This window comes from Planktothrix paucivesiculata PCC 9631 (assembly GCF_900009265.2).
Lineage (GTDB): Bacteria > Cyanobacteriota > Cyanobacteriia > Cyanobacteriales > Microcoleaceae > Planktothrix > Planktothrix paucivesiculata.
The window spans coordinates 302,225-324,816 of record NZ_LR735018.1 but is presented as its reverse complement, the minus strand read 5'-3'; the positions used below and the strand labels follow the sequence as shown (position 1 = coordinate 324,816).

22 protein-coding genes, 2 tRNA genes and 1 pseudogene are annotated in these 22,592 nt (G+C 37.5%); 9 read left to right on the top strand and 16 right to left on the bottom strand.

Annotated elements, in window-relative coordinates; genetic code table 11:
* Positions 1-106: 106 nt before the first annotated feature.
* Together PL9631_RS15630 and PL9631_RS15625 are read right to left on the bottom strand one after the other, a co-directional pair.
* On the bottom strand, positions 107-1,345 hold the full coding sequence (locus PL9631_RS15630) for a restriction endonuclease (protein WP_083621691.1): 1,239 nt from the start codon (positions 1,343-1,345) through the stop codon (positions 107-109).
* A gap of 210 nt (positions 1,346-1,555) precedes the next feature.
* Positions 1,556-1,792 carry a hypothetical protein gene (locus tag PL9631_RS15625; protein WP_156090586.1) on the bottom strand — a complete coding sequence of 79 codons (237 nt, stop codon included), beginning with the start codon at positions 1,790-1,792 and terminating at the stop codon, positions 1,556-1,558.
* A 102-nt stretch (positions 1,793-1,894) separates the two neighbouring features.
* On the opposite strand from PL9631_RS15625, the gene PL9631_RS15620 reads away from it, so the two are divergent.
* Complete coding sequence (locus PL9631_RS15620; RefSeq protein WP_083621690.1) at positions 1,895-2,104, top strand: hypothetical protein; 210 nt, start codon at positions 1,895-1,897, stop codon at positions 2,102-2,104.
* A gap of 229 nt (positions 2,105-2,333) precedes the next feature.
* Here the strand turns inward: PL9631_RS15620 and PL9631_RS15615 are convergent, their stop codons facing one another.
* Complete coding sequence (locus PL9631_RS15615; protein ID WP_231516750.1) at positions 2,334-4,454, bottom strand: PAS domain S-box protein; 2,121 nt, start codon at positions 4,452-4,454, stop codon at positions 2,334-2,336.
* Positions 4,455-4,755: 301 nt separating this feature from the next.
* Positions 4,756-6,597 (bottom strand): ShlB/FhaC/HecB family hemolysin secretion/activation protein, encoded by a 1,842-nt coding sequence (locus PL9631_RS15610; RefSeq protein ID WP_083621688.1) that lies wholly within the window; start codon positions 6,595-6,597, stop codon positions 4,756-4,758.
* A gap of 176 nt (positions 6,598-6,773) precedes the next feature.
* Between PL9631_RS15610 and PL9631_RS15605 the strand changes: the two genes are divergently transcribed.
* Both PL9631_RS15605 and PL9631_RS15600 read left to right on the top strand, forming a co-directional pair.
* Complete coding sequence (locus PL9631_RS15605; protein WP_407947587.1) at positions 6,774-7,109, top strand: 2Fe-2S iron-sulfur cluster-binding protein; 336 nt, start codon at positions 6,774-6,776, stop codon at positions 7,107-7,109.
* Positions 7,110-7,162: 53 nt separating this feature from the next.
* Complete coding sequence (locus tag PL9631_RS15600; protein ID WP_083621687.1) at positions 7,163-7,597, top strand: hypothetical protein; 435 nt, start codon at positions 7,163-7,165, stop codon at positions 7,595-7,597.
* A gap of 25 nt (positions 7,598-7,622) precedes the next feature.
* Here PL9631_RS15600 and PL9631_RS15595 read toward each other — a convergent pair whose 3' ends face one another.
* The 7 genes from PL9631_RS15595 to PL9631_RS27055 form a co-directional block, all read right to left on the bottom strand.
* The gene (locus tag PL9631_RS15595; RefSeq protein ID WP_083621685.1) at positions 7,623-8,165 is read right to left on the bottom strand and encodes a Uma2 family endonuclease; all 543 of its coding nucleotides are present in this window, start codon (positions 8,163-8,165) and stop codon (positions 7,623-7,625) included.
* 68 nt (positions 8,166-8,233) lie between these two features.
* Positions 8,234-8,305 (bottom strand) — tRNA-Thr (locus tag PL9631_RS15590).
* Between the two features lie 65 nt (positions 8,306-8,370).
* Positions 8,371-8,452, bottom strand: a tRNA-Tyr gene (locus tag PL9631_RS15585).
* Between the two features lie 74 nt (positions 8,453-8,526).
* Positions 8,527-9,690: a hemolysin family protein gene (locus tag PL9631_RS15580; RefSeq protein WP_083622123.1), complete on the bottom strand. Its 1,164-nt coding sequence runs from the start codon at positions 9,688-9,690 to the stop codon at positions 8,527-8,529.
* Between the two features lie 179 nt (positions 9,691-9,869).
* Positions 9,870-11,159, bottom strand: coding sequence for a glucose-1-phosphate adenylyltransferase (locus PL9631_RS15575; RefSeq protein WP_083621684.1), 1,290 nt, complete (start codon positions 11,157-11,159; stop codon positions 9,870-9,872).
* Positions 11,160-11,368: 209 nt separating this feature from the next.
* Positions 11,369-11,821 (bottom strand): hypothetical protein, encoded by a 453-nt coding sequence (locus PL9631_RS15570; RefSeq protein WP_156090585.1) that lies wholly within the window; start codon positions 11,819-11,821, stop codon positions 11,369-11,371.
* Between the two features lie 81 nt (positions 11,822-11,902).
* On the bottom strand, positions 11,903-15,484 hold the full coding sequence (locus PL9631_RS27055) for an nSTAND1 domain-containing NTPase (RefSeq protein ID WP_083621681.1): 3,582 nt from the start codon (positions 15,482-15,484) through the stop codon (positions 11,903-11,905).
* A gap of 145 nt (positions 15,485-15,629) precedes the next feature.
* On the opposite strand from PL9631_RS27055, the gene PL9631_RS15560 reads away from it, so the two are divergent.
* The 5 genes from PL9631_RS15560 (at position 15,630) to PL9631_RS15540 (ending at position 19,558) form a co-directional block, all read left to right on the top strand.
* Entirely contained in the window at positions 15,630-15,980 is a 351-nt protein-coding gene (locus tag PL9631_RS15560; protein ID WP_083621679.1) for a CU044_2847 family protein, read from the top strand.
* Positions 15,981-15,988: 8 nt separating this feature from the next.
* The gene (locus tag PL9631_RS15555; RefSeq protein WP_083621678.1) at positions 15,989-17,452 is read left to right on the top strand and encodes a glycoside hydrolase family 13 protein; all 1,464 of its coding nucleotides are present in this window, start codon (positions 15,989-15,991) and stop codon (positions 17,450-17,452) included.
* Between the two features lie 139 nt (positions 17,453-17,591).
* Positions 17,592-18,788, top strand: coding sequence for a M20 family metallopeptidase (locus PL9631_RS15550; protein WP_083621676.1), 1,197 nt, complete (start codon positions 17,592-17,594; stop codon positions 18,786-18,788).
* A gap of 75 nt (positions 18,789-18,863) precedes the next feature.
* Positions 18,864-19,148, top strand: a complete 285-nt coding sequence (locus PL9631_RS15545; RefSeq protein ID WP_083621675.1) for a hypothetical protein — start codon at positions 18,864-18,866, stop codon at positions 19,146-19,148.
* The gene (locus tag PL9631_RS15540; protein WP_083621673.1) at positions 19,145-19,558 is read left to right on the top strand and encodes a putative toxin-antitoxin system toxin component, PIN family; all 414 of its coding nucleotides are present in this window, start codon (positions 19,145-19,147) and stop codon (positions 19,556-19,558) included. The genes PL9631_RS15545 and PL9631_RS15540 overlap by 4 nt, the downstream gene beginning before the upstream one ends.
* Before the next feature lie 52 nt (positions 19,559-19,610).
* Here the strand turns inward: PL9631_RS15540 and PL9631_RS15535 are convergent.
* The 5 genes and pseudogenes from PL9631_RS15535 to PL9631_RS15515 all read right to left on the bottom strand — a co-directional run.
* A pseudogene (locus PL9631_RS15535) lies at positions 19,611-20,309 on the bottom strand (transposase); the annotation flags it as partial.
* Between the two features lie 7 nt (positions 20,310-20,316).
* Entirely contained in the window at positions 20,317-20,934 is a 618-nt protein-coding gene (locus PL9631_RS15530; protein WP_083621671.1) for a type ISP restriction/modification enzyme, read from the bottom strand.
* An 8-nt stretch (positions 20,935-20,942) separates the two neighbouring features.
* Entirely contained in the window at positions 20,943-21,167 is a 225-nt protein-coding gene (locus tag PL9631_RS15525; RefSeq protein WP_083621670.1) for a type II toxin-antitoxin system HicA family toxin, read from the bottom strand.
* Positions 21,164-21,367: a type II toxin-antitoxin system HicB family antitoxin gene (locus PL9631_RS15520; protein WP_083621668.1), complete on the bottom strand. Its 204-nt coding sequence runs from the start codon at positions 21,365-21,367 to the stop codon at positions 21,164-21,166. Before PL9631_RS15520 ends, PL9631_RS15525 begins: the two co-directional genes overlap by 4 nt.
* Entirely contained in the window at positions 21,364-21,537 is a 174-nt protein-coding gene (locus PL9631_RS15515) for a hypothetical protein (protein ID WP_231516749.1), read from the bottom strand. The genes PL9631_RS15520 and PL9631_RS15515 overlap by 4 nt, the downstream gene beginning before the upstream one ends.
* Before the next feature lie 121 nt (positions 21,538-21,658).
* On the opposite strand from PL9631_RS15515, the gene PL9631_RS15510 reads away from it, so the two are divergent.
* Complete coding sequence (locus PL9631_RS15510; RefSeq protein ID WP_331281244.1) at positions 21,659-22,438, top strand: transposase family protein; 780 nt, start codon at positions 21,659-21,661, stop codon at positions 22,436-22,438.
* The last annotated feature ends 154 nt before the right edge of the window (positions 22,439-22,592 follow it).

Below are 22,592 nucleotides of genomic sequence, written 5' to 3'. Positions count from 1 at the left end.
ACCAGAGTTTTTATATATCTCGTAATTTCTTATTGTTTGTAAGCATTGTTGATTAAAAAAACATAAAATGGCTTTTATTTCGATAAATTATATTAAATAAGGCGGCTTAATTATGGTTAACAATACAATATTTATTCATTCCAAAAGTTTTATCAAGCTGTTGTTGTAGTTTGACTTTATCGAGTAATATAATGTGACCATTTTGATCGGCTAATTCTTCAGCGTCTTGAGCAAAAGAGGATGTTGTAATAAAGTACCCTTCCGTTGCACCATGATTTTGCATAGCATTCAATAATTCTTGAATTTCTTTTCTTGTTATTTTATTTTTTGTATATCTTTTACATTGTGCAACAACACATTGTTTTTTATTTTCCATAAGACCGAATCCTTTTTTATAAGCAATAATATCTATTCCATCATCCTTATTATTACGGGTTTGTTCCACATCATCATAATTTAAGCTTTGAAATAATTTTTTGGTTAAATATTCAAAATTCTCAGGACGAATATAAAGAATATTAATCGGCTTACTCATTAACGTTTTAATCATTGTGTTTAGAGAGTCTTGAACTGATTTTTCGGAAAAATTAAGAGTAGAAATACAATACAATCTTTCGATTATATCGATTTCGCAAAATAAGCCTAACAATTCTATTGCTTTACACTTAAGTTTTATGTTGGGTGAAGATAGAAATTTTTCTAATTCTTTCTGTACTTTTACAACAGGAGCTTTATGATGATGGCATTCCAAAATATCCATAGCTTTTAAATTTATTTCTTCGTCATTTTCTTGAAAAATATTTAAGAATATTTGCATATCATTATTGGTTAAGTTCGCATAACGTAAAGACTTTAAAACCGATAATTTAATTTCTCTAGATTCCTCTTTATCATTTAATATTTGAACTAAAAGAATTGAGCTTTTCTGAGGTCTTAATTTAGCAATATTTTTAATAGCAGATAAACGAATAAGTTTATATTTTTTATTAACTAAGTATATTTCAATCACATCGATTGAATTTTCATCTTTCTTGATGAAATCATGGGCGAATACAAAATCTAAAAGCTCATTGATTAAAGGAATATTATGTTGTTTATAATCTAATGCTTCGATAATTTCATTGATTATCCACTCAATGCCAAATTGGTTTAAATAGTCACCTATTATCAGTTGCAATTCAAAAAACTCTCCAATCTCTGAAAGATTTTTTACTTTATCGCTAAGTCTTCTTTCCTGTTTATTGGTATTCATTGTTTTATGATTTTGAGGGCAAGGCTTTCCTGAGATTATATCAAGAAGTGCGATCACCGATCTAGTACAGGTTGGCGTAAATAACATAACCATTAAAAGCTCCGAAAATTTGATTGATTACAAGGCTTGAAAATGGTTCGTTCACTTACGCCGCAGTGTACTAGCCTCTTAGTTCGATCTCCGCTCTTGTAGGTTATCTTAAGGAACGCAACCGAGCTATGGGAAATGATAACCTGATTGTGGGTTATTGCGATCACTTTCTTTGATGAAGTGAGATCGTCTCTCAATTTTAAAAGCGATCGCCTAAAAATTACGACTCACAGTAATAGCGATCGCATACCGCAAACCCTTTAGCAGATAGATAATTGAAGTGATCGCCGCTTCGTAGGCTGGGTTGACAACAGGAAACCCAGAATTGCTTTTCTCTGGTAGCACTAACCAGAAGCCAGATTGCACTTTAAGCTGTAACTGTGGATGCGATCGCAAAGCTAAAATGAGACAGCGATCAGTGTATCGGTTTTGAGTTAGAGGCGATCGCAAAGCTAAAATGAGGGAGCGATCAGGGTATAGGTTTTGAGTTAGAGGCGATCGCTGATAAACTATCTATAGAAACAAAAATATAAAATTTTTAAGGAGATAAATATGACCTTTAGTGAAGTCGTAGAAGCTATTAAAACCCTATCATTGGGCGAAACAAAAGAGATACAATCTCTTTTGGAACAGTTTTTAAGAGAAGAGCAACGTGACGAAATTTATCAAAACTATTTATTAGCCAAACAGAACGAGAAAGAAGGAAAACTAAAATTTTCCTCGGATATTGATCAACTAATGCAGTTTTTAGAAGAATATTGATACCGATGTTTTAATCGACTTTTTACGAGGGCGATCGCAAGCTTTTACTTACTTGGAAAATTTAATAGAAGAATCTATATAATAATATTTCTCATGAACAATTAATAGCAGAACTTGGATTATGCGAACCCTTAAAGAATTAGTTACAATTTGCTTTTGTTATTCCTTGGGGTGAGTAGTGCCAGTATCCTGGTCGGTTGGGGATTCATAAATTAACGATTACTAAAGTCTAATTCTTTAAAGGAATTTCAATTAAAAAGTTAGTTCCGGTTCCTAATGCCGAGAAACAGGTGAGTTCCCCGTGGTGTTTGTCCGTGACTAAATGATAAGCAATTGATAATCCTAAACTGGTGCCTTTTCCCTGTAATTGTGGGGGAATAAAGGGATCAAAAATACTTTTTCGTTCTATTTCCGACATCCCAATTCCATTATCGGCGATCGAAATAGCCACGGTATTTTCGTTCTCTAAATAGGTGCGAATGATAATCTTAGGTTGATCCCCTAAATCATCCTTAAAACTGGTGGCTTCTAAACGATCAATGGTGTAGGTAAGTAAATTCATAAACACTTGATTTAGTTGTCCTGCATAGCAACCCACCTTGGGTAACGCACTATATTCCTTAACTAAAGTAATGCCCGATCTTCCGGCTTTGGCTTGTAGACGATTTTGTAAGATTAAAATGGTACTATCTAGCCCTTCATGAATATCAACAAACTTTATTTGAGATTCATCTAAACGGGTGAAATGACGTAGCGATCGCACCACATCTCGAATCCGTTCTGCCCCGACTTTCATCGATTCTAACATTCGGGGTAAATCCTGCTTTAAAAAGCTCAAATTAACTTCTTCTATCTCATCGGCAATTTCAGGAATCAGTTCAGGATAATGCTTTTGATATAAAGTCACTAAATTCATTAAATCTTCAATATAATTTTTAGCATGAACAATATTTCCCGAAATAAAACTGACTGGATTATTAATTTCATGGGCAATTCCCGCCACCAACTGCCCCAAAGATGACATTTTTTCGGTTTGAATAAGTTGGGTTTGGGTGCGTTGAAGCTGAGTTAAAATGGTTTCTAATTCGGCTCGTCGTTTAGCTTCTTGTTCTTCACTTTGGCGTAATGCCTGTTCCATTTGTTGGCGATCGGTAATATCTAATCCGACAAAAACCGCCGCCGAACCTCGGTGATATTTTTGGGCGACAATTAAATAGGTGCAAGGAAGTCCTCGGACATTGGCTGTCAATTCCCGTGAACTTTTCCAATGATCTTGAGCGAAAAATTCATAGACAAATTGATTAAATTCTGGGCTAGTTTGGAGAAATCCCACCTCTTTCCCGATGAAGGTTTCCGCCGGAACATTATAGGAATTTGCTAAATGGCGATTCACCCCTAAATATTTTAAATCGGAACTAATCCAAGAAACTAATCCGGGGACGGCATTTAATACCGCTTCTAATTGATCCTTGGAGGCTAAAATTGCAGAGGATGTGGTTTTTTGTTCAGAAATATCATAGGCAAAACCACAAATTAAGGGTAAACCCGGCACCGACACTGCTCCGAATTGGGTTTCAACGGTTAAATGGGGAGCAGAGGACTCTAATTCTAAATAATTAATTTTAAAATTAACCGGAAAAATAGAACCGGATTTTCTTTGATAACTGGATTCAAAGGTTAATGATCCTTTTTGTTTTAATTCTTGACAGTATTCTTGCCAAACCACGGCGGTTAAATCGGGATCAATATTATGAATATTCAGTTGCAGTAATTCACTTTCCGTATACCCCAACATCCGACAGACCGATTGATTGACATAGCAAAAATTCCCTTCTAAACTCATCCAGAAAATAGCTGTTCCCGCCTGATCAAAAGCTTTTTGAGTCAGTTTTATTTTTTCTTGTAATTGTTTTTGAGGGGTAATCACTTCCAAATATAAAATTAACCCCCCAATGGTTCCTGATGCAGTTTTCCAAGGTTGAACTACCCATTTATTCCACTCCATAGAACCTTGATCTATAGGGTGATAAGTTTCGAGTTCCCAACGGGGCAATTTCCCCTCTAAAGATTGTTCGGCATTCTGATACCAAATTTCGGGTAAATGGGGAAACCATTGTTGATGAGAAGAACCGATTAAATTAAGATTTCCTTCGCCATAGTCTTGTTGCCATTGACGGGATACGGCTAAATATCGCAGTTGCGGGTCAACCATAGCCATTGCTGTCGGTAGATATTCTACGAAGTGGCGGAAATAATCTGGATCAGAGTGGACAGAATCTGGGACGGGAACACATTCCCCCGGGGGCTGATCAGGGTTGGAAACATTAGTGGGTTGAACTTGTTTATCCACGATTTGACACTCCCTCAGTCAAAATTTGGTTAGGAAAACTCCATTTGTTAATACAAGATGGAAGAAAATCAAATTGAACGTTACCCTGATAGGTGTTACCCTCCATTGTATAATTAGTTGCTGGAATTTGTCTATAAATTGAGCCTTTTCCCTTAGAATTTCCACGGTGACAAGGGAATCTAAACCGGAAATTATGATTTTTTCCTGAAGTTAATTGTCATTTTTGATACTGAAATTCAATTTATTCAGGGAACTGATCTTTGATTTGGGGTAAGAAAACCCTAAAGGGCTGACTACGGCGTTAGAAGGGTTTCCAATTTAATAGGAAATAAATCCCTTGTTCCTGTAAGTTGCGATCGCTAGAATTCACTTTAATTAAGGGAATACCCCAGTCAATTTGTGCGGTTATGCGATCGCTATATTGCCATCTTAATCCTAACCCAATGGATAATAATGTGCGATCGGGTAATACTAATTCTCCTGGAACATTCCAAGCCTGACCAAAATCCATAAAGGGTGTGATTTGTAAGACTCCTTCACCATTTTTTGTTCTCAAAATTGGATAACGTAATTCGGCGGAAGCAAACACCACATTATCTCGTAACAAAACATCTTGACGATACCCTCGCACACTCTCCAAACCTCCGAGTCCCATTTGTTCTAAAGCCAGTAATTCTTGATTGGTAAGTTGAATATCAGAACGGAGTAAAAAAATCGTTTCCGGCGCTAATAAACGTACCCACTGGGCTTGACCTCGCCAGGAAAAATATTGACTATCGGGTTGATCAGAACTGAGGGTGGCATCGAATAATCCGACTCCAAAACTGAGTTGAGATCGCGCTGCTAAGACCTGTTTCGGCCCTTGATTGGTATATTCTTGAGAAAACCGCAAAACAGAAAGTCTGGTTTTTCCGTCTTCTTCTGAGCCCCTGGATAGGGGAAAACCGACGCCTAAAATACTCGTATCACTTTCGCGACGGGCAAAGGTTAATCCTAATGCTAATTCCTGCGTTGGGGTTCTAATAATAGGTTGGCGAAATCGCAATTCATACGTCCGACTATTCGCCTTAATATCTAAATCGTCAAAAGGCGGTTCAATAATTTGGCTATTAGTCGAGTTGAAATAAAATCCTAATGTGGCATTTCGGCGTGTAATTGGAAAGGTATAAAAAACATCCCCAATACTACTTCCCTGAGTATTACTATAGGACAATTCCAAGCGATCGCCCTGTCCTAATAAATTCCCTTCTTTGACTTCAATTCCCCGTTGCCAAGATCCTACAGCCGGAGATCGATTATTATTGGTAAATAAATTCATAGCAAAAGTTTTTGCTGTTTGAAACTCAATATTTAGAATACTTTCCCCCGGTTCAATTCCCGTTGCCAATTCCGCCGAAATTGTTTTCACCACCGGATCAAGTTGTAGCAATTGTAAGGCTTGTAACAGATGGTTTTGATTAAAGGGTTTCTGAGTCACTAATTCCAACCGACTTTTAATATAGTTGGGGTTTAAACGTCCTTTTCCTTTAATATTAATCTCTGTCACTTTCCCTTCTAAAATTGAAATGGTAACAGTTCCATTTGTCAATGGTTGAGCCGAAATCAATGCCCCGGAGGTAATATAACCCCGATTAATATATAAATCTGTCACCGCAGAACGGGCTTGCAATAATTCCATAAAAGTAATCGGACGACCGACCCAATTTTTTGTAATTTCAGCTAATTCTTGCTCGGAAAAAACCGTATTTCCTGAAAAATTAAATTGTTCAATTATAATAGTATCAGGACTATCTGGAATATTTTCTGGCGGTGTTAGTATAGGAACCGATGGAGAAAATAATGGTTCTGTTTGGGGTAAGGGTTCAGGAAGTTGGGGTTCTGGGAGTGCAGGTTCAGGATAAATTGGAATAATAGAACCCTCGGAAGGTAGAGACTCGGGAATTTGAGCTAAAACCGGACGACTTACCGCAGTTAAAGCCCCATTAATTTGTACTGCTAGAATTAAACTAGCAAATAATTGAGAATAGACTTGAATATAGCGAAGGCGAGAAAATTGCCACAGCCCGATCAATAATTTCAGATTGGGTTTAAACTGTTCTACGGGTAAACAATTAATTGAGTTAAGATGTTTAAAATGGATCATAAAAAAAGGTTTAAATTAGGTTTTACTAAAAAAATATCAAGAATGTACTGAAATTATAATCATGATTAACCTTTGGGCTATTTTTAGGGGGACTGATGCTTTAAATGATCTCCTGCTTCTTTTATAATTAAAATTAAGCTGATTTTGAAACATAATTGAGTCAAATCTTTACGATCATGATTTATCAAGTCCACCTAATTAACGAAGTCGAAGGTTTAGATTACACAATTACGGTTCCTGATGACCAATATATTCTCGATATTGCAGAAGACAACGGGATTCGTCTACCATCAGGATGTAAACAAGGAGATTGTTCAGCTTGCGTGGCTAAACTCCTCCAGGGTCAAGTGGATCAAAGTGAACAAAAATTTCTCCGTCCAGGGGAGATTGCCATGGGATATACTGTAACCTGTGTCGCCTATCCCCGTTCAGACTGTACCCTGATCACCCATCAAGAAAAGGTTTTATATCAATCTTCTCTGTATCAACAGTCTAGTACCGATCCCTGTTAATGCCTTGATTTGTCTCTAAGCCGATCGTTAATCTCCAACCCTTTATTATTAATATGGATCGCTTTTTATATGAAAAATCTATTTCTTATCAGGGGTATTTAATTATTCCCTTTGTGCGGGTGACGGTGAGTGATAAAAAGATTTATTCTTATATTTTATTATCCCAATTAGGGCATAAAGGCAAATTTCATAAATCCGAGAATCCCGCCGATCTCTATTGTAGTCAACTGGAAAAAATTATTGAAATTGCCCAGGATCATTTAGATAAATATTCTGATATTATTCCTAAAGGAGATTATTTTCAATGTCGATACACCTATCAAAATGATTTGATTTTAATTTATAAAGAAGACGGAAAATACTATTATGATCACTACAAATCCTACAGTTTAAATAATATCGCAGCCCCTAAACTTTTTACTTCGGAACAGGATTGTATTAATTGGGTCAAGGCTGGGTTAGATCGTTCAGGTACTATCAGCGAGTAAAATACGGCAGTATGGCGATCACTTTTTAACTCACGAGTCTTTCAACAGATATTTCAATATCAGGAAAAGCTAAAGGGTTAATATTGCCTTGATCAATAATTTGTTGACTCAAATAGATGTTATTTTCAGGTTTTCTAAATACTATTAATTGTTTTTGGGATAAATCTAAAACCCAATATTCCTCAATTCTAGCTTGAGCATAAATTGATAATTTTAATTCTAAATCTTTTTTTAAACTGCTTTTAGCTACTTCAATAATCCAAAAAATATCCTCAGCATAGGGATGATGATCTTTATAAATTGACTTAGGTAGTCGGACAATCGCAATATCGGGTTCAGGTTCAGAGTCGGAAAGGGTAATCGGCCCATTAAAACGAACATGAGCTTTACTGGCTAACAAGGTTTGTAAGTATTGTGTACCTTCCTCAACCGTATAATAATGAGAGGGACTTTCTGGACTCATTTCAATAATTTCACCTGCTAAAAGTTCGACGTTGCGATCGCACAAAATTCCAGCATCAATCATGTTATGATAATCTTCCACAGACCATTTTAATAATGTCTTCATTATCAAATTATCTCCTAATCTTGGGGAGTTGAGCAGCCTCTATCCTATAGTATAATCAAAAAAAATAAAGCCCGTGACGAGGATTGAACTCGTGACCTCTTCCTTACCAAGGAAGTGCTCTACCACTGAGCTACACGGGCAAAGAAATTAAGAACAAAAAACTAAGATTTTATAGCTTCTAATTTCTTATGTTGAGTTTTAGAGGTGGGCCGAGCTGGATTTGAACCAGCGTAGGCGTAGCCAGCGGATTTACAGTCCGCCCCCATTAACCGCTCGGGCATCGACCCATTTATTTCAACAGTTTTATATAGTAGCACAATCTCAGAAAATGTCTAGGGGTTTGGCAATTTTTTTTTTAAACCTAGGGTGACGGAGGTTGATAACCCTTGCGTTTAATGGGTTTGCGGGATTGTTCCGTTGTGCGGTTGGAACCAAAGGAACTGACACGAGGACGTTGGGTGCGGCTAGGAAAATCACTTTCATCGTAAATTTCACCGACCAACTCCTCCAAAATATCCTCCAGGGTAACCAACCCAACGGTTCCCCCATATTCATCCACCACAATAGCCAGGTGTAAGCGTTGTTGTAGCATCTCCTTGAGTAAATCCCCGACTCGTTTGGTTTCGGGCACGTAAACAGGGGGACTCATGGCTTCAGTGACAGAAATGCTGTCCTGTTCCTCAGCGTGAGCATGGGCTAATTGTAACGCCCGTTTCAAATGGACAATCCCGACAATTTCATCCTTCGATTCTCCCTGCACCGGAATCCGAGAATATCCGGTTTCCAGGCAGAAATCAATCACTTCAGGTAAGGTAGCCTGGTGGGAGATAGTTCGCATCTCAATTCGGGGTTTAACCACCTCTCGGGCGATTAGATAATCCATCATCAACGCTTTATTCAAAAGTTGATGTTTTTGCCAATCTAACTGACCCCGACCGCCTAAAATTTCAATCATCAGTCGCAAATCCTGTACCGATAATCCCTGCTGGACTCCCCCCGGACTAAACATCCGAATAATCCCTTGGGTAATACTTTCCAATAGGACAATTACCGGAGACAGAACAATCGATAGGAGGTAAATCGGTCGAACCGTGGCCTTAAAAATGGGTAAAATGTTGTTAATGGCAAAGGATTTCGGGGTAATTTCCCCAAAAATTAGTACCAGAAAAGTCACAACACCCGTAGCCACCCCAATCCCCGCATTCCCTAACCAAATCGCAAATAAATTACTGGTGAGAATTGCAGAGAAATTATTCACAAGGTTGTTTCCCACTAACAACGTCGTGATAAATCGGGCCCGCTTTTCCAAAACCATGGTATACATCCGGTTGGGGTCGCCCTGTTCCTTGATTAAAGCTCGTAATTTTAAGTTATCGAGGGCGGTAATTGCGGTTTCGGAACCGGAGAACAAGGCTGATAGAATCAGCATGAATATCAGCACTAGAATATCTAGCCCAATATTTCCCAATAAGGGTACGCTTCCAGCAACAGCAAATACAAATTCCGATGGAAAAGTTCCGAACATTAACGGGATAAAGTCATCTAAAAAACTGTTTTGATTGTAGCCGATGGGTTGAATATAGCAGCCAACACCGCCACAGGAAATAGGCAACACCAAGGAATGTGCCCCATAGATAGAGGACTTCCTACTCCTAGGAAGTCCTCTAATCTAAAAATAGGTTGGGTTTTGGTGTCAGACCCAGATTAAATAACGGTATAGTCAGAAATCACTGCATTCTTCAGGATTACAATAATCCCACTGCGGATATAAAATCCTAAGTCTTCCCGTTCTGCTTCTTGGATATCCTCTTTGTTAATAATTTTGACATTGCGGCCAATGCGAGCATTTTTATCAACAATTGCCTTACGAATCACGGTATTAGAACCAATTCCCAAGGGAATTTCACCTTCTTGGAAACCTGAAGAACGTTCTGAGAAGGGTTGATAGAAGTCTGAACCCATGAGCAGGGTATCTTCAATCACACAGCCCGCTTCCACCCGGGAACGCAACCCTAAAACCGAATGGTCAATCCGACATTCCTTGAGGATACAACCTTCAGCAATAATGGATTCGGTAATCCGACAATCTAGGATTTTTGTAGGCGGTAAGTGACGAGAGCGACTATAAATCGGGGCCTTTTCGTCATAGAAGCTAAAGCTGGGGTGGGGTTGTTGGGTTAAACCCAAATTGGCATGATAAAACGCTTCAATGGTTCCAATATCTTCCCAATAGTCTTTAAATAAATAGGCTTGAACGTTTAAATCTCCCGATGCGTTGGGAATGACTTCTTTGCCGAAATCCGTTTCCTGGGGCTTTTCATCTAATAGCTTAATCAAGGTGTCTTTATTAAAGACATAAATCCCCATGGACGCGATATAAGGATTTTCTTGGGCTTGTTCGGGAGATAAACCCAACTTGGAGGTATCCACCTGCATTTGTTTGAGGGCTTCCCCTTTGGGTTTTTCACTGAAACTAATCACCCGTCCAGAGTCATCAAGTTTCATTAACCCAAAATCAGAGGCGCGTTTTTCGTCAATGGGCAATACGGAAAGGGTAATATCCGCTTTGGTGTCTAAATGACGTTGGACAAATTGTCGATAGTCCATGCGGTAGAGATGGTCACCGGATAAAATCAGAAATTGGTCAACGTCCCATTCCTTCAGCAGCCACAAATACTGACGCACCGCATCCGCCGTACCCTGGAACCAATTGGGGTTTTGGGTGGTCTGTTGGGCGGCTAGGACTTCTGCAAAGCTATCATCAAAGCCAGAGAAGTTGTAGGCGCGAGCAATATGACGATTTAAGGATGCTGAGTTAAATTGGGTTAAAACGTAGATTTTGAGAATTTCGGAGTTAATACAGTTACTAATGGGGATATCGATTAACCGATATTTCCCTGCGATGGGAACCGCAGGTTTGGCCCGCATTTTGGTTAAAGGATACAGGCGGCTACCCGCACCGCCACCGAGAATGATTGCTAAAACTCGTTTCACAAAAAATTACCTCTCAACTGCCAATAGTCTTCCCAAGTCCAGTGTCCGACTGTACGGTACTCTTGACAAGGGGGGAGAGGCAAAACCGACATTAAGTTTGGGTTAGGGTGGGGTTAGGTTAACAGAAAGGTTGTTAAGATGGCCAATATTAAGGGTAGAGTTCATATTGGTCTTCTTAACTTGTCTTGGTCTGTTACTAACGTCAGATTTTATTCTTGCGGTTGCTCAGGTAAGTAAAACAATATTTTCAACAAGCTACCAATTTGTGTTTCAATTTGATTTTCGAGTTCCATTACTCTTTCTGTGTTAGTTTGTCCTTGTTTAAAATATTCTTCTAATAATTCAAGGGTATGTAAAATATTATGAGAGTTTAATATGATCTTATTAACTCTCTCTAAATTGATTTGATGGTCTAAGTCCGTAATTAAAATTCTTCTGGTAACTTGGCTTAATTCAAGTATGAGTTCATCTATTGTATTTTCTCTTTTTTCATCAAGAAGAAGGTTTTCTATAAATATAAATGTTTTTGTATTGGCAAGAAATAATTCCCTGTTAAAACTCGCATAAGTTCCAGGATTAATACTATCCTCACTATCCTCACTATCCTCACTATCCTCATTATATCTATCCTCATCATATCCCAATGTCATCACAATTTTCATTATTAATCTGATGATATTGGATAGTCTACACTTGGCTGGGTTACGTGATCCTGGGGGCATAATTTCGATCCTCAAAATAAATCATGACTGATTCTTACAGAAAGTAAAATATATTTTACTTTTTTCATTTTTTGTATTATTCATGTAGGGTATCACAAAATTACAACTCTCGTCAAGTAAATTTTTGATAGTTTTCATGTTTTTTATATCATCACCTTCTTTTTGCTCCAATTCCCATATTGTTACATTTTTACCATCTCCCGCAGAAACCAAGAAATTATTTTTAGCCTTATTGGGATTGAAACTTAATTCATAAATTGATCCTTTATTTTCATGAATCTCAACAAATTCATCAATTTGATTAACTATTTTATTATTATTGTTATTCGGATTATTTTTATTTATAATATTACCGATTTTCGCAACTAAAATTCTTCCATCTTCTGTTGTTGCAGCAACATACTGGTTATTAGAGCTAAAGTCAGCATAAACAAATCTAGCATCTTTTTTTATAAATTCTCCTATTCTTTCTCCATTATTTTTCCATATTGTTATAGTTCCCTCATTACCACAAGATACAATCATTGTACCATCTTTGCTAAATCTAACTGACATGGGATATCGTTGATTATGAGCAATTTTTTTAAGAGAGTTATTTTTTAAATTCCAAATAAAATAACTGTCAGAATTTGCATAAACAAGCCAAGATTGTTCTTTAGGACTAAAATCTAAGCCGTAAATTTCCTGTTTTTTATTTTTTATCAAGGGTTGACTTTTTTGAAGAGTTGTTATGAGTTGATGATTGATAACATCCCAGATTATAATATCCCCACCCTTGGTAGCAGCAGCTATTTGTTGGCGATTTGTGCTAAAACTTACATCATATATAATATCTTGAGAATCTTTAAAGGTATAAAATGGATCACCAGAGGAACTCCATAACTTCACAGTTTTATCATTACCTCCAGATGCAAAGAATTTCCCGTCAGGACTAAACCTTACACTCCATATCGGCCCCTGATGTGCCAAAATAGGTTGTCCAATCATTCCTGTTTTGGGATTCCACAAAATAATTTTACCATCATCTCCGGCTGAAACAATCATTTTACCATCAGGACTATACGCAACACTATATACACTTGTTTCATGACCTTCTAATCGGTTTCTTTCCTGAACATTATCAATCACAGACTGAATTCTTTTTAACTCATTCTGATTTTCTCGATTCAGTTTTTTCATTTCTCCTAAAGCTTCTATACTAGCGATCGCTGCTTTTAACTGATTATGATTTTCTAACAATATCTCCGCTTTAGCAATATAAGCACTAATACGGCTGGCTTCACTTTCTCGTTTTTGTCCTTCTATTGTTGTTGCAATTAACCCTAAACCCAAGGTAAACACAACGAGAACACTGGATAACATAATCAGTTTAGTTCTTTGTTTTTCGACTTTCACTTTAGCTTCAGCTTCTTTTGTTCGTGCGACTTCAACCTCGGCTTTTTCTTCTGCAATCATCGCTTTTTCCATTTCTGCGATCGCTTTTTCAGATTCCGCTTTTGCTTTTGCTTCTGCGGCTTCTCGGAGTTGACGTTCTTGTTCAACTTCTGCTTGTTGTTCTCGTAAATACTGTTCTAAACTGTTTTGAAAGAACGCTCGTTCATCGGGTGTTAATTTAGGTTGTATTTTTTCTATCCATTCCTGAACTTCTAATAATCTCGCTCCCATTAACAAAGCTTCATCGGATTTTTTAAACGATTCTTGCCATTCTTGAAATGCAGTTTCAAATCGATGATTAACTCTCATAATTTCTCGATCTTCTTCAATCCAATTTTTTAACAATTTCCACTCCGAAAGTAAGGCTTCATGGGCAACTTCAACCGTTTTTTCATCGGTAATAATTAACCGTTGTTGAGACCCGGCTAAAATTTCAATCACTCGTTGTAATTGTTCAGGGGAATTAGAAATTGCTCTTAATCTTTCCCAAGGGATTCTTTGTCGTGTAACTTCTTCTCCTTCTCCTGGTTTAACTAATTTCATAAATAGTTCACGGACTAAAAGTTGATCCGCAGGAGAAAAATTTTCATAAATTAAGTTAGCTCGATTATTTAATGCGCCTTTAACGCCTCCAATTTGTTCATATCCTTGCTTCGTTAATATTGCTTCAGGAGATTCGATTTCTTCGATACAAACCCGCCATAATTCTTGTAACGCATATTGCAATAAAGGTAATGCTCCCCGTTGTCCCATCAGATCTGAAGCAACTTGTGAGACTAACCCTCGTTCAAATTTCACCCCATGTAATTGAGCGGGTTGTTCAATAACTTCTCCTAATTCTTCCAGAGACATGGGTTGTACAACATACATCACGGGAGGAACTTGATTGATTAAATTAACAATATCTGGATAGTTGCTACAGCGTTCTAAAAAGTCACCCCGAATAGCTAAAATTACCTTACTTTTTTTATCAGGAGATTTAATTTCTTCGGCAATAAGTTGGAAAAATTTTAACCGTTCATCTTCACTTTCACAGAGGGTAAATACTTCTTCAAATTGGTCAATAAAGATTAAATAGGTTTCATTATTAGAATATTTACTGATAGCATTAACCAGTTTTCCAAACGGATGTTGACCTGGGGTAAAGGTTTCCCGCTTCCATTGACTACTTTCAGGAATGCGATCGCTTTCTAATTCTGCAAATAAACCCGCCTTAACTAAAGATGATTTTCCACTGCCTGAATAACCGATAATAGGTAAAAAACGGCTATTGGATAAATGGGTAATTAAAGTTTTAATGACTGGGTAGCGTCCAAAGAAATACTGTTTTTGTTCTAATTCAAATGAAGCTAATCCTTGATAGGGATTTTTTTGATTTAACATAACTAACTCTATGGTTGTTTTAATTTCAGGGTAACTTACTAAAGTAATTGCTTTTCCCCAACCCATGCGGATTGGTTCTTGTACCGATCCTCTTAATTCATTACTGATATAATCAAATAAGCGATCGCCACTAATTTTTCCATTTTTGGCGGCATTATCTAGTGATAATCCTTTCAACAAAGCCCCGGTAAAAATTGAGTGCGATTCACCTTTAAAAACCTTTGCCGTCTCAAAACTACGACATCCGGTAATCAAATAGTAATCCCGTTGCGTTTTAAAAGTATTTAAGGTTTCTTGTAATAACTCGCTTTCTAAAAAAAAGCCACTATGACAACAATCTAAAACTAAAGTTAAGCTACTTAAATCAGATTTTTTAATTAAATTATTCAAACTGGAGAAAGCCATCCCATATTTATAATCAATAATTTGTTCTCCTTGTCTTTCCAGTTGACAATCTGAAGCTGCTAATGCCCCTTTTATTTCTCCTAAGTTATCGGTAAATGTCAAGCCATGACCCGCAAAATAAATTAAAACTTCTTTACCTTTTCCCCGTTCCAATAATAAGTTTTGTAACGCTTGACCCAACTTAATTGAATCCACTAACTGTTTCGGTGCAATTTCCAAACGCTGTGTAATAGAATTACGACGGTGTGGTAGTCGCGTTACTTCAAAATCACTATAAGTTTCCAATAGTTGTGCCACCGCTTCTGCATCCTCAGCCGCTTTTGGAAGGGGCGTTAAGTTCTGATATTCGGCAATCCCTATAATTATTGCGTAGCGAGTCATACAGTTAGGTTGGGTATAAAATACAAAGCTATCTAAGGATTACCTTGAGGCTTTAGTAGGTATTCTTCTTGATTCTAACTCTACGATCAGGAAAAGTGCCAAGAAATTGACGTAAAATAAATATAAATATTAATAGGGGTGAGTGATGTCTGAAATAGAACAGTTTGCCTATAAAGCGGATGGCCAAATTTATCACGTCCAACTTAATTCTAATGTCAATTCTGAAACTGATGATGATCTTTATGAAGAAGAAAGAGGTGTTCAAACTCAAGTCATTAATCAATTGCAACAGGCTCGTAATTTAATTCGAGTTTATTCAAAAATGGCTGTTAGTGCTTTTAAAGATTTTGGAGCAGCAGAAATTGAAGAAGTCACCCTAAAATTCTCTATTAAAATGGGTGGAAAAGCTGGTATTCCTTACATTACTGAAGGATCGGCAGAAAGTAATTTAGAAGTTCAAGTCAAATGCAAATTTCCAGATTCTAAACAAGTTTAATGATTACTATGCAAATACAAACTCCAGATTGGGTTAAACACGCAGTATTTTATCAAATTTTTCCAGATCGCTTTGCTCAAGCCGCTATTCCGCGCAAAAAATTGTTAAAATCCGATCGCTGGGAACAATGGGATTTACCACCGAGTTTACAGGGATATAAAGGAGGCAATTTATGGGGGGTGATTGAACAATTAGATTATTTACAGGATTTAGGGATTAATGCGATTTATTTTACTCCTATTTTTCAGTCGGCTTCTAATCATCGTTACCATACCCACGATTATTATCAAATTGACCCCATACTGGGAGGAAATACGGCTTTTCAAGAGTTATTAGATGCAGCCCATCAACGCCAGATTAAAATTGTTTTAGATGGGGTATTTAACCATGCAAGTCGCGGCTTTTTCCAGTTTCATGATATTTTAGAAAACGGCTCCCATTCTCCTTGGTTAGATTGGTTTAAAATTGAAGATTGGCCCTTATCTGCTTATGATGGCAGTAAACCTGCTAATTATGTGGGTTGGGTTGGAAATCGGGCTTTACCTCAATTTAATCATGATAACCCTCAAGTCAGGGAATATATCATGGAAATTGCTGAATATTGGATTGATTTTGGGATTGATGGTTGGCGCTTAGATGTGCCTTTTGAAGTCAAAACTCCTGGTTTTTGGCAGGAATTTCGAGATAGAGTTAAGGCTATTAATCCAGAGGCTTATATTGTTGGGGAAGTGTGGGGAGATTCCCGAGAATGGTTAGATGGGACGCAATTTGATGGGGTGATGAATTATTTATTTACGGCTCCGACTATTGCTTTTACCGCAGGCGATCGCGTTAAAATGGAGTTAGTCGAAAGCCCTTCCTATTTTCCCTATCCGGCTCTATCTGCTAAAGAATATGGAGAAAAAGTACAAGATTTATTAGAGTTATATCCTTGGGAAATTCAACTAACTCAATTGAATTTACTCGATAGTCACGATACTGCCCGATTAATTAGTGTGGCGGGAGGAGATAAAGCGAGTGTTGAATTAGCAACCTTATTGTTATTTACTTTTCCAGGTGCGCCTAGTATTTATTATGGGGATGAAGTCGGTTTGGAAGGACACCTTGATCCTGACTCTCGCCGCAGTTTTCCGATGCAAGATTCTTGGCATCAAGATATTTTAGACTATCACAAAAAATTGATTGCTATTCGTCACCAATATCCAGCTTTAAGAACAGGTTCTTACAATATATTATATGCTGAGGATATGGTTTATGGATTTACTCGATGTTTGGAGAATGAGGAATTAATTATGATGGTGAATTCGGGAACAGAATCAGCCGTAATTAACCTGATAGTTACCGATTTAAAAACTCGTCCTAATCAGTTAATTTATGGAGAATGTAAGTTTAGTTGGAAACAAGAAAATCACACAACGGAATTAGAGGTCTATCTTCTTCCCCGTCAGGGAATAATTTTAGCCAATTCTTGATTTTCTAGGTAAATAGAAGTTTTACCCGAGGGTATGGCAAGGTCATACCCTACTGTTATAGAATTACTTTATAATAAAAAATCTACCTTAGTCTAATTATTAATAGTTTCATCAGATTATGACCCAGAAGTCGCCCTCTATGCTGGAAAAAATTAAAGATATTGCTACAACTTTATCACCTCGTTTAATTGAGATTCGTCGCCATATTCATGCCCATCCAGAACTCAGTGGTCAAGAATATCAAACCTCCGCCTATGTCGCCGGGGTGTTGTCCTCCTGTGGGATTAAGGTACAAGAAGGCGTGGGGACAACGGGAGTCGTGGGAGAATTCAAGGGAAACACCACCAACCCCCGTTGGTTTGCTATTCGCACCGATATGGATGCCCTGCCGATGACCGAATTAACCGGGTTAGAGTATGCTTCCCGACAGATGGGGGTCATGCACGCTTGCGGACACGACCTGCACACCACATTAGGGTTAGGCACAGCGATGCTGTTATCTCAGCTAGACCAGGAGTTTCCCGGGAAAGTGAGGTTTCTTTTCCAACCTGCGGAGGAAATTGCTAAGGGGGCAACCTGGATGGTGCATGATAACGTCATGGAGGACGTTGCAGCGATTTTGGGGGTTCATGTATTCCCCAGTATTCCCGCCGGATGCGTGGGACTGCGATCGGGTGCGTTAACGGCGGCGGCGGATGATTTGGAATTAACTATTATCGGAGAGTCGGGTCATGGGGCGCGACCTCATGAAGCGAAGGATGCGATTTGGATCGCGGCGCAGGTAATTACAATGTTACAACAGGCGATTAGTCGCACTCAAAACCCTTTAAGACCTGTGGTTTTATCCATTGGTCAAATTATGGGCGGACGGGCACCTAATATTATTGCGGATCAGGTTAAACTATTAGGAACTGTGCGATCGCTTCATCCTGAAACCTACGAAACTTTACCCGGTTGGATAGAACAAATTGTTGCTAATATCTGCCAAATGTATGGGGCAAATTATGAGTTAAATTATCGTCGGGGTGTTCCTTCGGTGCAGAATGATCCGATGTTAACTCAAATTGTCGAAGAAAGTGTTAGGGAGGCTTTTGGGTCTGGTGCGGTTGTAAATTTACCCGAACCCTCCTTAGGAGCAGAGGATTTTTCTGTCTATTTAGATTATGCACCCGGAATGATGTTTCGGTTGGGTGTCGGACACAAAAATAAACATAATTATCCCTTGCATCATCCTAAGTTTGAAATTGATGAATCGGCAATTATTACGGGAGTGGTAACTTTAGCCTATTCTGCCTATAAATTTTGTCAGAAACAATTAGCAACTGAGAAGAATTAATCAAGACCAAAAACACCCGTTACTCCAGTAAAAATTCAGCTAAACTAGAATTAGAAAAATTAGGAAGTCAGCAATATGGAAACAACTGTCACCCTAACTGTTACTGTCAACGCCGAGGGAAACTTAGACATTCCCCCAGAATTACAAACCCAACTGACACCAGGGGATCAATATAAAGTAGCAATTACGGAAGAAGGCTTACTTTTTAAAAAAGTTAAAAAACTATTTGATTGGGAAGAATTCAGACGGCGTAGAGATGAATCTGAACCTGATCCCAATCCAATGACAATGGAAGAAATTTGTGCAATCGTCAAAGAAGTGAGACATCAAATGAATTTAGAAGGAAAATCAGAATCATGAAAGTTGTATTAGATACCAATATTTTTATCTCCGGTTGGTTATGGGATGGCAGACCTGATGAAATTTTGAAATTAGGCGAGATTGGAGGGATTAATGTATGCGCTTCTGAAGAATTATTGACGGAGTTAGCAATAACATTAAGTCAAAATAAATTTAAACTTAAACTCCAATCTTGGGGGTTTGAAGTCCATAACTTAATGGATGGAATCAGAAATTCGGTAGAAATTTATTCTATTCCCAAACGCTCTTTTCCTGAATTAAGAGATCCGAATGATTGGATTATTTTAGCAACTGCGATCGCGTCTCAAGCAGATTATATTATTACAGGAGATCGGGATTTATTAACCTTAGAAAACCATGAAAATATCCCTATTTTAACAGCTAGAGATTTTTTAAATAGGGCTTGCTGAAAAAGTAACAGAAAAGGAAACGAATGATTAACTAGCTAATGAAGTCAGAAGGTCAGATAAGTTTTTTTCGAGGTAATGAGTTAAGAGATAACTTGTCATAATCAATGACTTGAAAAAAGTAATGGAATAAAAAAATTGACCCCAAAATCTGTCTAAGAATCACAGAGAGATTCATGACTAAAAAAGTAATAGCAATTGCCGTTTCGGAAGTATGAGCTAGTTTATTCATAATCCGATTCAGGCTAAATCTTCTTTTTCCTTGGCCAAATTTGCCTTCAATAGAATTCCGAATCTTTTCATCTTCTGACGCCTGCTTCTTAGTAGCTTTACTAATATTTACTGGAGGTCTACCTAACGGGGGGCCACTCATTCTAATCCCCTTTTCTTTACACCAAGCTCGGTTGTCTCTAGTTCGGTAAATTTTATCTACATGGACTGACTCAGGATAATGTCCCGTATATTCTTTAAAAGCCTCTATTTGTGCTTTTAAATCACATGATTCGTTAAAATTATCCCAACTAATCCGGTCAAGAAATACATATTCATCCATACAACTAGCAGACAATTTGGCTCCAAATTCTACTGACGTTCCGGCTTTTCCTCGGACAATTGGACGAATATGGGGTTGGCTTAAACTTACGATTCTGTCGGAAATACTTTGTTTGTTATGATCATACATCCATTGCTGTTGACGATAAACTTCTGATACCACTAATAAACTCTTATATTGTCTGTCATTCAATTCATCCAGCCTCCCTCTATTGGCGATTATTATTAGAAACATAACAATCATCAGTTAAATTATTAGTGACTAGAGAATGCTGCCATGAGTCACTTATAATCTGACGACAAGTATAAATTGCTATGTTATTTCCTGCTAAGAGATGACGCATTACTTCATTTCTAGGACGTTCCACTAGATTGTCATGATGATAATAATTTCTCCGGTCAAAGGGACGATAGAGACAATAAGTAAAGTATTTTTCCCATTCAGGATTATTTGCTAATGACTGTCTACTATTTTTAATTTTCCAAGCATGAGTATCATTGATTTCATATTTTTTAGCAATAACATCATCATTAATATTAAAATTTCTAAAATCTTCTATCCGTTTTCTTAAAATATCTGGATCAAAAGCTATAGCAAAATTATCTCTAGCAGTTACTATTCCTACAGAGTTAACAGGAAATATATCTGTAATTTTCCAAGATTTATTATATTCTGCTAATAAATCTTGGTTTTGAGGGATAAAAAGATAAAAAGGTGAAGTAGGAAAAATTTCTTTCCACTCAATTGTAGTAAAATCATTTTCGTTAAGATAACTATACTTATCTTCCCGTGAACCCCAAATATCAATATGATAAAACTTGGTCATAAATTATTCTACTCAGTTTTCCATTCTGTTTCTGGAATGTCAGCATTGATCATAATATTGCGTAACGTACCGAGAGGTAAATTACGCCCCTTGTGATAGGGTACAATCGTTTGAAGTTGACGATCTAAATTGCGCCACTTGCGATGACTACCCTTCTGTGAAACCAACTCAAAACCATAATTTTTTAAGATACTTTCAACTTCATCTACATTCATTCTGCGGATACGAGTCATATCACAGAAACCTCTCGCATGAGAGATCCTGCTTTTAATGTAATCGTATCAGGTTCGAGATAAAGTGCGATCGCTTCGCGAATATTTTCTAAAGCTTCTGCTTCCGTTTCGCCTGCTGAAACACAACCGGGTAACTCTGGACACCAAATAGCCCAATCTCCGGTTTCAGGGTCAGGTTCTAAAATAACACGCCATTTCATACTGTTTTCTCCTGGGGATATTTAATCATAAAACAAACTGCGACTCCCTGCTGAATATCAAATACATTTTTATCGGGTAAACCATTGGGAGTCACTTCTTTTTTCTTACTATTACCATGTAAATCTATTATATAGATTTCATCAAAGGTTTTCTCTAAACTTTGTCTCATCCCCCGAAATGTAGGATTATCAAGATAACCATGATTGGTAATAAATAGACATCTCCGAAATAAAAATGGGGAGGGATACTTGATGGTAAAATTAGATTTTACCCCAAGGAGAGATGACTAAATTAAGAGGCTATCTGGACAAGAATCCCCAGCAAACAAAAAGGCTATTGTCGATGAACAAATCTTACTAACTCTAATTTATCTGCATCAGATGCCCACATTTCAAATGTTAGGGTTACAGTTTGAAGTGAGTGAATCAACAGCGAATGATATTTTCCATAACTGGATAAAAATCTTCAGAGAATTACTGCCAGCCAGTTTAGTTGAGCAAGTAAAAAAAAACGAGAGTGATTGGGAGTGGGTAGAAGAAATTCTGCTGGAATTTGAGTTAATAGTAGATAGCTATGAACAGCCCATGCAAAGACCAATAGACAACGAAGAGCAGAAAAAATATTACTCAGGAAAGAAAAAAACACATACGTTTAAAAATCAAGTCATTGTCATGCCGAGCGGGAAAGAAATAGTGGATGTAGCTGTGGGTTATACCGGAGCAACAAGCGATCTGAAATTGTGGAGAGAAAGAAGGGAGGAATTGGGGAATCATCAAAAATACAGGGGGGATAAAGCTTATGTAGGGGAAACAGCAATTAATACACCACATAAGAAACCGAGGAATCAAGAAATATCCCTTGAACATCGAGAAGAAAATCGGTTAAAAGCCAAACAAAGGATTGTAGTCGAACATTTAATAAGACTGATAAAAATTTATCGAGTTGCTTCCGAAAGATTTCGGTTAAAGAGCCAAAATTATGAAGCAGTAATCTTGACAGTATGTGGACTAATAAGATGGCGAATAGGAGCGATTGTATTATCATCTAAGAATTGCCCAGAATACTTTTGAAAAATGATTGAATATCAGAAATAAAATTCATTAATTATTATTAATGTAACTGAAAAAGCCTATGAATCCGTTACTTTAGGAGAACCCGGCACAGGAGTGCTAGAGGCTCAAAAAGTAGCGATAGAGGGCGTTTGAGGATTTTCGGAGATGTCTA

Excerpts from the sequence above, each read along its gene's own strand:
- PL9631_RS15630 (WP_083621691.1), bottom strand. The coding sequence starts at position 1,345 with ATGGTTATGTTATTTACGCCAACCTGTACTAGATCGGTGATCGCACTT.
- PL9631_RS15525 (WP_083621670.1), bottom strand. The coding sequence starts at position 21,167 with ATGACTCGTATCCGCAGAATGAATGTAGATGAAGTTGAAAGTATCTTA.
- PL9631_RS15595 (WP_083621685.1), bottom strand. The coding sequence starts at position 8,165 with ATGAAGACATTATTAAAATGGTCTGTGGAAGATTATCATAACATGATT.
- PL9631_RS15610 (WP_083621688.1), bottom strand. The coding sequence starts at position 6,597 with ATGATCCATTTTAAACATCTTAACTCAATTAATTGTTTACCCGTAGAA.
- PL9631_RS15540 (WP_083621673.1), top strand. The coding sequence starts at position 19,145 with ATGAAAGTTGTATTAGATACCAATATTTTTATCTCCGGTTGGTTATGG.
- PL9631_RS15520 (WP_083621668.1), bottom strand. The coding sequence starts at position 21,367 with ATGAAATGGCGTGTTATTTTAGAACCTGACCCTGAAACCGGAGATTGG.
- PL9631_RS15560 (WP_083621679.1), top strand. The coding sequence starts at position 15,630 with ATGTCTGAAATAGAACAGTTTGCCTATAAAGCGGATGGCCAAATTTAT.
- PL9631_RS15530 (WP_083621671.1), bottom strand. The coding sequence starts at position 20,934 with ATGACCAAGTTTTATCATATTGATATTTGGGGTTCACGGGAAGATAAG.
- PL9631_RS15580 (WP_083622123.1), bottom strand. The coding sequence starts at position 9,690 with ATGTTCGGAACTTTTCCATCGGAATTTGTATTTGCTGTTGCTGGAAGC.
- PL9631_RS15555 (WP_083621678.1), top strand. The coding sequence starts at position 15,989 with ATGCAAATACAAACTCCAGATTGGGTTAAACACGCAGTATTTTATCAA.
- PL9631_RS15605 (WP_407947587.1), top strand. The coding sequence starts at position 6,774 with ATGATTTATCAAGTCCACCTAATTAACGAAGTCGAAGGTTTAGATTAC.
- PL9631_RS27055 (WP_083621681.1), bottom strand. The coding sequence starts at position 15,484 with ATGACTCGCTACGCAATAATTATAGGGATTGCCGAATATCAGAACTTA.
- PL9631_RS15550 (WP_083621676.1), top strand. The coding sequence starts at position 17,592 with ATGCTGGAAAAAATTAAAGATATTGCTACAACTTTATCACCTCGTTTA.
- PL9631_RS15620 (WP_083621690.1), top strand. The coding sequence starts at position 1,895 with ATGACCTTTAGTGAAGTCGTAGAAGCTATTAAAACCCTATCATTGGGC.
- PL9631_RS15570 (WP_156090585.1), bottom strand. The coding sequence starts at position 11,821 with ATGAAAATTGTGATGACATTGGGATATGATGAGGATAGATATAATGAG.
- PL9631_RS15600 (WP_083621687.1), top strand. The coding sequence starts at position 7,163 with ATGGATCGCTTTTTATATGAAAAATCTATTTCTTATCAGGGGTATTTA.
- PL9631_RS15545 (WP_083621675.1), top strand. The coding sequence starts at position 18,864 with ATGGAAACAACTGTCACCCTAACTGTTACTGTCAACGCCGAGGGAAAC.
- PL9631_RS15515 (WP_231516749.1), bottom strand. The coding sequence starts at position 21,537 with ATGAGACAAAGTTTAGAGAAAACCTTTGATGAAATCTATATAATAGAT.